Consider the following 444-nt stretch of genomic DNA (forward strand, 5'->3'; position numbering starts at 1 on the left):
GTCTGCCGTCGCTGGTCCATCCAGGCATAGAATATATTTGTATTTACCAAAAAGATGTTTCCGTCGGTCGAAGTATTAAGTCCGTCGCGAACCAACCGTTGGCTGCGATGAGCACCCAAGAGACGGTCCGACAGCACGCCGACGAAGTCGAGGGAAGCGAGGCGCTCCGCATCGACGCCGAGAAAGCATCACAGCTCGTCGACGCGCTGAATACGGACCTCGCGTCGACGTACGTCCTCTACCACCAGTTGAAAAAGCACCACTGGAACGTCGAGGGTGCGGAGTTCCGCGATCTCCACCTGTTCCTGGGCGAGGCCGCCGAAGATGCCGAGGAGTTCGCCGACGAACTCGCAGAGCGCGTGCAGGCGCTCGGCGGCGTCCCAATGGCCGGGATGACGTCACTCGACGAGCACGCGCCAGTCGAAGCCGAGGACGAGGACGTCT

General features: G+C 60.8%; 1 protein-coding gene. It reads left to right on the forward strand.

Translation table 11 applies throughout. The features are described 5' to 3' along the window. Nucleotides 1-107 precede the first annotated feature (107 nt). The coding region (gene dpsA, locus DEQ92_RS22825) for a DNA starvation/stationary phase protection protein DpsA (RefSeq protein ID WP_147299606.1) at nt 108-444 on the forward strand (337 nt) is incomplete at its 3' end.

Source organism: Haloferax sp. Atlit-6N, from assembly GCF_003383195.1.
In the GTDB taxonomy this organism is placed as follows: Archaea; Halobacteriota; Halobacteria; order Halobacteriales; family Haloferacaceae; genus Haloferax; species Haloferax gibbonsii.